We start from the raw sequence: 8,507 nt of genomic DNA on the forward strand, positions 1-8,507 counted from the left end.
GCTTATTCGGAAACGGGCTGCGCGGGCGCGGCGGGGCGCTCCTGCGGCGTGACGGTCATGCCGGACGAGACTTTCTGCAAGCCGGCAACGATGATCCGGTCGCCGGCGGAAAGCCCCTCGGTGACGACCCAGTTCGGCCCCTGATCGCGTTGCACGGTCAGTTCGCGGGTCTCGACCACGTTCTGGGCATTCACCACAAGCGCGATGGGTCGGCCGCGGCGGTCGCGGGTCACGCCCTCTTGCGGGGCCAGAATGGCGCCGGTCACCACGCCCTGGGGCAGTTCGACCTGGATATACATGCCGGGCAGCAGGAACTGTTCGGGATTGGGGAACTCCAGACGCAGCACGACGACGCCGGTCTGCTCGTTCACATGCGGTTCGGCCGCGGCGAGGTGGCCGGTGTGCTCGTAGATCTCGCCATCGGCAAGACGCAGTTGCACGAGCTGGTTTTCCTCTTCCGCCACGCCCTGGCCCGAGCGGCGCCAGCGCAGGATCTCGGCGGCCGACTGGGTCACGTCCACATAGACCGGGTCGAGCTGGCGGATCGTGGTCAGCGCGGTCGCCTGGCCAGAGGTCACCAGTGCGCCCTGGGTCGCCGCGCTGAGCCCGGCGACGCCGGTGAGCGGCGCGCGGATCGTGGTGCGTTCGAGGTCGATCTCGGCGGCCAGAAGATTCGCTTCGGCCACCTTCACGGCGGCGGCGGCCACGTCCCGGGCGGCGATGGCGTCGTCCAGGTTCTGCTGGCTGGTCACGTTGCGCTGGCGCAGCTCGGCCTGGCGGGTCTCTTCGCGCTCGGCCGAGGAGAGCTGGGCCCGGGCCTGGGCAAGCGAGGCTTCGGCAGCGGCCTTGGCCGCCTCGTAGCTTGCCGCGTCGATGCGGTAGAGCGCGTCGCCCTCATCGACGGGCTTGCCTTCCTCGAAGAGCCGTTCGGTGATGATGCCGCTGACCTGGGGCCGCACTTCGGCCACACCCGACGCCGCCACACGGCCCGGCAGGGTCGAGGTCAGCGTCACGTCGGATGCCTGAAGCGTCACCACGGTGACGGGCTGGGGCGGCGGCGTACCGCCCTGTTGCTGCGCGGTCGCCGGAAGCGCCGCGGAGGCGGCCAGCAATCCGGCAGCCGCAAGGCTGCGGCGCAGGGTTCGGGGGAAACCTTTGAGCATGTCGTTACTCCGAGAAAGGCAAAGGGCCGCTCTTCTGGCGGAACTCTCTTGCATCGCGATAAGGAAACCGGCAGGTTTTGTAAAGCGTGCTGCGTGACTGGCAAAGGATTTTCCGGTTTTGACGCATTTGGGAGGCACTTTTTGCGACACTGTTCATCGAAGGGCGTGACGGAAGGTGCGCGCAGGCGCGGCCGTCCGGTACAGATAGATCAGGAAACCCGCGAGATGATGGTGCTCGACGCGGCGGCGGAGCTGCTGGCGACCCATCGGCTCGAAGAGGTCAGCATGGCGGCCATCGCGCGCCGGGCCGGCATGTCCAAACGCACGTTATACACCGTTTTTTCCTGCCGCGAGGAGCTGTTGGGTGCCAGTTTCGCGCGCATCGGACAGACCCTGTTTCGTCGTCTGACCGAGGTCGAGCGCCAGCAGCCGCTGGCCGAGCGCCTGCGCACCCTGCTGACGCTGAACCACGTGCCCTGTTTCGAGGAAACGCCGCTGGAATTGTTGCGCGCGGTGGTGACCGAGGCACCGGTCTTTCCGGGCATCGCGCGCCAGCTCGACACCGAGGGGCGGGGCGCCCTGATTCGCTACGTGGGCGAAGAGCTGACGGCGGCCGCGGCGGAGGGCGAGGCCGATCTGAAGGGCATGCGCGCCGAGGATGCCGCCGAGCTGCTCGTCGATATGGTGATCGGCGACACGCTGCACCGGCTGCTGATCCCCGAGGATTCCTGTTCCACCCCGGCCGAGCGCGATCTGCGCCGCGACCGGGCGATCGCGCTCTTTCTCGACGGTGTGCGCCCGCGCTGAGCGCGGCGCGCGGCCCCAGGCTGCGGCGATGTCCGGCAGAGGGCGCCAGTGCTAGAAATCCCGCAGCCGGCGCGTCGTCTCGGGGTCCATGAACCCGGCCACGGTCGCCTCGGTCTCAAGATGCAGCGCGTGGTTGAGATCGGGCTGCGCAGCGGCGTTCAGCACCCGTTTCATCGCGCGCAGCGACAGCGGCGGCAGCTCTGCCAGCCGCCGCGCGGTGGCCTGCGCCGTCTCCATCAGCCTGTCCCCCGGCACCACCTTCCAGGCCAGCCCCAGCGCGTGCAACTCCTCCGCGCCGTAGCGGTCGCCGAAGATCAGCATCTCGCGGGCCTTCAACAGCCCGACCATGGCCGGGAGCAGCGCGGTCACCGCGCCGGTCACGAAGAGGTTGAGCGAGACTTCGGGAAAGAACCCTTTCGCATCCTCTGCCCAGATCGGGAAATCGCAGTTGATCGCCCATTCGAACCCGCCGCCCACCGCCCAGCCGTTGATCGCGCCGACGACGGGTTTCGGCCCCATGACGATGGCCTGCGTGGCGCGCTGGATCGCCATGACCAGATCGCGGGCGGCCTCTTCGTTCTCGGGGTGCAAATGATCCTGACGGTCGTCGCCCGCGCAGAACGCCTTGCCGGCGCCGCTGAAGACGATGGCGCGTGTCGCCGGATCGGCGTTGGCATCGTCGAAGGCGCGGGCGACATCGTCGATCAGCGCGCGGTTCATCGCGTTGAGCCGCTCCGGGCGGTTCAGCAGAAGGGTCCGCACGCCATGCCCGTCGAGGCTGCTCTGCATGGTGTCATAGGTGAAACGGCTCATGTGTCGTACTCCTTCAGCACCCGGCGCGTCTTGCCCTCGGTGCGCGGCAGGCTGCCCGCCGGGCACAGCGTGACCTGCGCGGTCGCCCCCAGCCGCGCCTTGAGCTCTGCGGCGATGCGCGCCGCCAGCGCCGGGCCGCCTTCGGCCCCCTCCGCCAACTCGGCGAGAACCGGCAACATGTCATAGGGCGGGGGTGCGGACAGGCGGATGCGATAGTCGCCGGAGAGCTCGGCAAAGCCGTTGATCACGGCGGCGACCATGGTCGGGAACATGTTGAGCCCGCGCACCACCACCATGTCGTCGGACCGGCCCACCACCGCAAAGCGGAATCCGCTGCGCCCGCATTGGCAGGGCTCGGTCGCGGCGATGCGGATGATGTCGCCGGTGCGGAACCGCACCAGCGGCTGGCAGTCGCGCACCAGATGGGTCAGCACCAGCTCGCCGGTCTGGCCCGGTTCCAGCGGCAGCGGCGCGCCGCTGTCGGGGTCGATTAGCTCGGGGTGCAGCACGTCGGCCGCCATGAAATGCAGATGCAGGTCGTGCGGGCATTCCGAGGCGAAATTGCAGAACACGTCCGAGACGCCGTAATTCGCGTTGCGCGGCTGCATCCCCCAGGTCTCTTGCAGACGCGCCCGCAGTGCCGGGTTGTCGAGCCCGGGCTCGCCCCCGAAGAGCCCCAGTTTCAGCCCCAGATCGCGCGGCTTGAGGCCGGGGAATTTCTCGGCGATCACCCGCTCCAGCACCGCCGGGTAAGAGGGCGTGCAGGAGATCGCGTTGACGCCCACCTCGAGGATCGTGCGCACCAGCAGCTCGGTCGAGCCCACGCCGAAGGGGATGACCAGCGCGCCCGTCGCCTCGAGCGTCATGTGATCGGTCAGCCCGCCCATCCACATCTGATAGTTCAGGCAATGCACCACCGTGTCGTCGGGGCCGAGCCCCGCCGCCCGGTGGCAGCGCCCGCCCACCTCCTGGGTGATCGCCGTGTCGCGCGCCGACAGCGCGAGGTTCATCGCCTGTCCGGTGGTGCCCGATGTCCGGTGCAGCCGGTTCACCGTGCTGCGCGGCGTGGCGAGATAGTCGCCAAAGGGCGGATGCGCCGCCTGCGACAGCCGGAGCTGTGCCTTGTCCGACAGCGGCAGCGCGGGCAGGTCGCGCAGGTCTTCGGGCGGGGTCTGGCCCTGCCAGAGCGCGCGATAAAAGGGCGAATGCGCCATCACATGCGCGCGCTGGCGCTGCCAGGCGCGCTCGATATGCGGGCGCAGTTCGGCAACCGTCCGCCGGTCGCCGTCTTTCAGGGCCATCATAGCTCCATGCCTCTTTTCCAGATCAGGGTCAGTGTGTTCAGAACCGCATCCGCGTCCTCCGAGATGGCCATCAGCGCCGGGTCGCGCGACAGCAGCAGACCCGAAAGATACTGATCGACCATGCCCCCCAGCGCATAGGCGCGGCGCATGAGTTCGTCATGCGGCACCGCAGGCCCCGCGCCGCTGCGCAGCCGGCGCCGCTCGACCGAGGCCACCACGGTTTCCAGCCAGTCCCTGTTCAGCCGGTGAAACGCCTCGCGCGCCTCGGGGAAACTGTCGAGATGATGCACGAGGCAGCGCATGAGCCCGCGATTCCGCCGGAAGAGCGCGCAATAGGCGCGCGTCGCGGCGCGGATCGTGTCATCGGGCTGGCTGTGCCCGGCCGCGCGCATCGCCCTCTGGATCACCGCGACGAAGCCCAGCAGCAGATCCTGGATCAGCACGATGCGATCGGGGAAATAGATGTAGAAGGTGCCCTGCGACACCTCCGCCCGCTGGCAGATCGCGGCGATGGTCAGATCCTGCGGCGCGGTCTCGTCCAGCAGGGCGCAGGCGGCGGCGGCGATGCGCGCGCGGGTGCGCGCGCCTTTCGAGCCTTGCCGCGCCTCGGCAACGAGAATCGCGGGGTAGCTGTAGAGCGGGGCGTCGGGGCGGTCTGGCTGCGAATCTGGGGTCATATCTTCGCTATAACAAAATATGACGTCATGTTCATTTATTTTCTGTCACGCTGGCTTCGGTGGCCGAACCGATGCGGCGGAGCCGTCTTTGACGCCTGTTTGGGCCCGGTGCCCCGATGGGGGAACCGCCGCGCCGCGCAGACATCGGCACCGCAAACCGACCGGGCGAGGCGGCTTCAGCGATAACCGGTTGGATCTTTTGCCGAATACCCGTTTGCCGTGCATCGCGCATGAAACGGGCTGCGCAAAATCCGGCAGCGTGGCGGCAATCCCGCACCGGCCGGGCGAAAGCCCCTGCGCGCGCTTGCCAAATCGGCGCCGCGCTCGCAAAGTCGGGTCATGCAGATCTACCTCCCCATCGCCGAGGTATCGGTCAACGTTTTCCTGCTCTTCGGCCTTGGCGGGCTGGTCGGAATCCTGTCCGGGATGTTCGGCGTGGGCGGAGGTTTTCTGATCACGCCGCTGCTCTTCTTCATGGGAATCCCGCCCGCCGTGGCCGTCGCCACCGGCGCCAACCAGATCGTGGCGAGTTCCGTCTCGGGGGTGCTGGCGCATCTCAAGCGGCGCACCGTCGATCTGCGGATGGGGACGGTGCTGCTGATCGGCGGTCTGTTCGGCGCGGCGCTTGGGGTCTGGGTGTTCAACATGCTCAAAGAGATCGGCCAGGTCGATCTGCTGGTGCGGCTCTGTTACGTGCTTTTCCTGGGCATCATCGGCGCGCTGATGTTCGTCGAGAGCGTCAACGCCCTGCGCCGCTCGAAACGGGGCGGGCCGCCCAAGCGGCGGCATCACGGCTGGGTGCACGGGCTGCCCTTCAAGATGCGCTTCCGCACCTCGGGGCTTTATATCTCGGCGATCCCGCCGCTTCTGGTCGGGGTGTCGGTGGGGGTGCTGGCGGCGATCATGGGCGTGGGCGGCGGGTTCATCATGGTGCCGGCGATGATCTATCTTCTGGGCATGCCCACCAAGGTCGTTGTGGGCACCTCGCTGTTCCAGATCATCTTCGTCACCGCCTTCACCACGATGCTGCACGCGGTCACCAACCAGACCGTCGATATCCTGCTGGCGCTGGTGCTGCTCATCGGCGGGGTGATCGGCGCGCAGATCGGTACGGCGGTGGGGATGCGGCTCAAGGCCGAGCAGTTGCGCATCCTGCTGGCCTCGCTGGTGCTGATCGTCTGCGCCAAGCTGGCCTTCGATCTGTTCCTGACCCCGCAAGATCTTTACGAGCTGGGGGGGCAATGATGCGCTGTCTGCTTCTCCTGCTCGCCCTGCTTGCGCTGCCAGCCCAAGCCGAAGAGGTGGTGATGGGGCTGAGCCAGGACAGCGTGTCGATCACCACCGATTTCAACGGCTCCGAGATCCTGATCTTCGGCGCCGTCAAGCGCGAGGCGCCGATCCGCACCGATCCGCCGCTTCAGGTCATCGTCACCGTCGCCGGCCCGGCCGCGCCGGTCACGGTCTGGCGCAAGGCCCGGCGGCTGGGGATCTGGGTCAACGCCGATGCGGTCGGGATCGACGCCGCGCCCTCGTTCTATACGGTGGCCACCTCGGCCCCCTGGGACGAGGTGATCTCGGAGGTCGAGGACCTGCGCCACAAGGTGTCTGTCCCGCGCGCCATCCGCTCGGTCGGCGCGCCCATGGAGATTGTCGATTCCCAGAGCTTCACCGATGCGCTGATCCGGATCCGCGAGCGTGAGGGGCTGTACCAGCTTCGCGTCAACAGCGTCGAGCTGCGCGAATCCACGCTCTTCGACACCGCCATTTCCATGCCGGCGAATATCGTCGAGGGCCGCTACACCACGCGCGTGTTCCTGACCCGCGGCGGCCGGGTGGTTTCGCAGCATGCCTCGGTGATCGAGGTGCACAAGGTCGGGCTGGAACGCTGGCTCTTCAACCTGTCCCGCAACCAGTCGCTGATCTATGGCCTGTTGTCCCTGGTGATTGCCGTCGCCGCGGGCTGGGGCGCTTCGGCGGCCTTCAGAGCGCTGAAATCCGGATGACACGACACCCGCCCGCCCCCCGTACCGCCTTTCGCAGCTTTCACCCGGTGCAGACCCGGTGGCAGGACAACGATCAATACGGTCATATCAACAACGTCACCTATCTCGAATATATGGATACCGTCATCTGCCTCTGGCAGATCGAACAGGGCATGGACATGAGCGGCGAAAGCGCCGTGCGTTATCTGACGGTGGAAAGCGGCTGCCGCTATCACGCCGAGGCGCGGTTTCCCGATGTGCTGACGGCGGGGCTGCGGGTGGGCACGCTGGGCAACAGCTCCATGCGGTTCGAGGTGGCGCTGTTCCGCGAGGGCGAGGAGACCGCCTGCGTCGAGGGGCATTTTGTGCTGGTGGCCGTCGATCCCGAGACCCGGCCCATGCGCATCCCCGACCGCGAACGCGCGATCCTGGAGACGATCCTCGTCTGACGGGCGTCAATTTATCATGATAAATTGACTTTCCGTCCCGCCGGGCCCAGAGTCCGGCGGAAAGGAGAGCTGCCATGCTGCCCGTCGATCCCGCGCGTTTCCTCGAAGATCTGCACGCGCTGCGCCGTTTCGGCGCGGCGGGGGTGGGCAAGGGCGTGTGCCGCCCGGGCTTTTCCGAGGCCGACATCGCCGCGCGCGACTGGCTGGCCGGGCGGATGTCCGAGGCCGGGCTGGTGCCGCAGTTCGATCCGGTGGGGTCGCTCTTCGGTCTCGCGGAGGGGCGCGGGCTGCTGCTGGGCTCGCATTCCGACAGCCAGCCCGAGGGCGGCTGGCTCGACGGGGCGCTGGGGGTGATCGCCGCGCTGGAGGTGGCGCGGGCGGCGCGGGAGGCGGGCGGGCCGCCGGTCTCGGTGGTCTCTTTCGAGGACGAAGAGGGGCGGTTCGGCGTGACCACCGGCAGTTCGGTCTGGGCGGGCAACCAGACGCTGGAAGGCGCCGATGCGCTGCACGACCCGCAGGGCCTTAGCTTTGCCGAGGCGCGGGCGCGCTTCGGCGATCGGCGGCAGGGCTTTGTCGATCCCTCGGCGTTTCGCGGCTATATCGAGATGCATATCGAACAGGGGCCGGTGCTGGACACCAGCGGCGAGAAACTGGGCGTGGTCGAGGCCATCGTCGGCATCCGCGACATGCATGTCACCCTGACCGGCCAGCAGAACCATGCGGGCACCACGCCGATGCATCTGCGCCGAGATGCGTTCCAGGCGCTTTCGGCCTTCAACGCGGCGCTGGCCGAGCGTTTCGCCAATGTGGTCACGCCGCAGACGGTCTGGACCATCGGCCATGTGGCGCTGCATCCCAATGCGCCCTCCATCGTGCCGGGCCGTGCGCGGTTCTCGTTGCAGTGGCGGGATGGCGATGCCGAGCGGCTCGACCGGATGGAGGCGATCATCCGCGACACCCTGGCCGAGATCGCCGCGGCGCATGGGATGGAACTGGGATTTGGCCCGATGCTGGGGCTCGATCCGGTGGCGATGGATGCCGGATTGCGCGGCGCGCTGGAGGCCGCGGCGGAGGCGGAGGCACCGGGGCGCTGGCGGGTCATGCCCTCGGGGGCGCTGCATGACGCGACCAATGTGGCGCGGCTGATGCCGGTGGCGATGCTCTTTGTGCCCTCCATCGGGGGCATCAGCCACGATTTCGCCGAGGATACCGAGGAGGCGGATCTGGTCACCGGGCTCAATACGCTGGCACGGGCGGTGGCGGCGCTGGGGTGAGGGCGGGCAGGGCGGGCGGGGGGGGGGGGGGGGGGCCC

The 8,507-nt window shown here is 68.2% G+C and carries 9 protein-coding genes; 5 read left to right on the plus strand and 4 right to left on the minus strand.

The features are described 5' to 3' along the window. Window positions 1-2 precede the first annotated feature (2 nt). On the minus strand, window positions 3-1,163 hold the full coding sequence (locus tag M4578_RS08615) for an efflux RND transporter periplasmic adaptor subunit (RefSeq protein WP_258093040.1): 1,161 nt from the start codon (window positions 1,161-1,163) through the stop codon (window positions 3-5). Between the two features lie 225 nt (window positions 1,164-1,388). Between M4578_RS08615 and M4578_RS08620 the strand changes: the two genes are divergently transcribed. Next, window positions 1,389-1,970 carry a TetR/AcrR family transcriptional regulator gene (locus M4578_RS08620; protein ID WP_258093041.1) on the plus strand — a complete coding sequence of 194 codons (582 nt, stop codon included), beginning with the start codon at window positions 1,389-1,391 and terminating at the stop codon, window positions 1,968-1,970. A 51-nt stretch (window positions 1,971-2,021) separates the two neighbouring features. Here M4578_RS08620 and M4578_RS08625 read toward each other — a convergent pair whose 3' ends face one another. From M4578_RS08625 to M4578_RS08635, 3 genes are read right to left on the minus strand one after another with little or no spacing between them, the layout of a single operon-like run. Then, window positions 2,022-2,783: an enoyl-CoA hydratase/isomerase family protein gene (locus M4578_RS08625; protein WP_258093042.1), complete on the minus strand. Its 762-nt coding sequence runs from the start codon at window positions 2,781-2,783 to the stop codon at window positions 2,022-2,024. Further along, window positions 2,780-4,087 carry a phenylacetate--CoA ligase family protein gene (locus M4578_RS08630; RefSeq protein ID WP_258093043.1) on the minus strand — a complete coding sequence of 436 codons (1,308 nt, stop codon included), beginning with the start codon at window positions 4,085-4,087 and terminating at the stop codon, window positions 2,780-2,782. Before M4578_RS08630 ends, M4578_RS08625 begins: the two co-directional genes overlap by 4 nt. Then, window positions 4,084-4,764 carry a TetR/AcrR family transcriptional regulator gene (locus M4578_RS08635; RefSeq protein ID WP_258093044.1) on the minus strand — a complete coding sequence of 227 codons (681 nt, stop codon included), beginning with the start codon at window positions 4,762-4,764 and terminating at the stop codon, window positions 4,084-4,086. Before M4578_RS08635 ends, M4578_RS08630 begins: the two co-directional genes overlap by 4 nt. A gap of 339 nt (window positions 4,765-5,103) precedes the next feature. On the opposite strand from M4578_RS08635, the gene M4578_RS08640 reads away from it, so the two are divergent. The 4 genes from M4578_RS08640 to M4578_RS08655 all read left to right on the plus strand — a co-directional run bounded on the left by M4578_RS08640 (window position 5,104) and on the right by M4578_RS08655 (window position 8,469). Further along, window positions 5,104-6,009, plus strand: a complete 906-nt coding sequence (locus M4578_RS08640; protein ID WP_258093045.1) for a sulfite exporter TauE/SafE family protein — start codon at window positions 5,104-5,106, stop codon at window positions 6,007-6,009. Beyond that, window positions 6,006-6,767, plus strand: a complete 762-nt coding sequence (locus M4578_RS08645) for a TIGR02186 family protein (RefSeq protein WP_258093046.1) — start codon at window positions 6,006-6,008, stop codon at window positions 6,765-6,767. Before M4578_RS08640 ends, M4578_RS08645 begins: the two co-directional genes overlap by 4 nt. After that, window positions 6,764-7,195 carry an acyl-CoA thioesterase gene (locus M4578_RS08650; RefSeq protein ID WP_258093047.1) on the plus strand — a complete coding sequence of 144 codons (432 nt, stop codon included), beginning with the start codon at window positions 6,764-6,766 and terminating at the stop codon, window positions 7,193-7,195. Before M4578_RS08645 ends, M4578_RS08650 begins: the two co-directional genes overlap by 4 nt. A gap of 74 nt (window positions 7,196-7,269) precedes the next feature. Continuing rightward, window positions 7,270-8,469: a hydantoinase/carbamoylase family amidase gene (locus M4578_RS08655; protein ID WP_258093048.1), complete on the plus strand. Its 1,200-nt coding sequence runs from the start codon at window positions 7,270-7,272 to the stop codon at window positions 8,467-8,469. The last annotated feature ends 38 nt before the right edge of the window (window positions 8,470-8,507 follow it).

The sequence above is a fragment of the Salipiger pentaromativorans genome, from assembly GCF_024721115.1.
GTDB lineage: Bacteria > Pseudomonadota > Alphaproteobacteria > Rhodobacterales > Rhodobacteraceae > Salipiger > Salipiger pentaromativorans.

Bases quoted from the DNA above. Each gene is read 5' to 3' on its own strand.
- M4578_RS08625 (WP_258093042.1), bottom strand. From the start codon at position 2,783: ATGAGCCGTTTCACCTATGACACCATGCAGAGCAGCCTCGACGGGCAT.
- M4578_RS08655 (WP_258093048.1), top strand. From the start codon at position 7,270: ATGCTGCCCGTCGATCCCGCGCGTTTCCTCGAAGATCTGCACGCGCTG.
- M4578_RS08630 (WP_258093043.1), bottom strand. From the start codon at position 4,087: ATGATGGCCCTGAAAGACGGCGACCGGCGGACGGTTGCCGAACTGCGC.
- M4578_RS08635 (WP_258093044.1), bottom strand. From the start codon at position 4,764: ATGACCCCAGATTCGCAGCCAGACCGCCCCGACGCCCCGCTCTACAGC.
- M4578_RS08650 (WP_258093047.1), top strand. From the start codon at position 6,764: ATGACACGACACCCGCCCGCCCCCCGTACCGCCTTTCGCAGCTTTCAC.
- M4578_RS08640 (WP_258093045.1), top strand. From the start codon at position 5,104: ATGCAGATCTACCTCCCCATCGCCGAGGTATCGGTCAACGTTTTCCTG.
- M4578_RS08615 (WP_258093040.1), bottom strand. From the start codon at position 1,163: ATGCTCAAAGGTTTCCCCCGAACCCTGCGCCGCAGCCTTGCGGCTGCC.
- M4578_RS08645 (WP_258093046.1), top strand. From the start codon at position 6,006: ATGATGCGCTGTCTGCTTCTCCTGCTCGCCCTGCTTGCGCTGCCAGCC.
- M4578_RS08620 (WP_258093041.1), top strand. From the start codon at position 1,389: ATGATGGTGCTCGACGCGGCGGCGGAGCTGCTGGCGACCCATCGGCTC.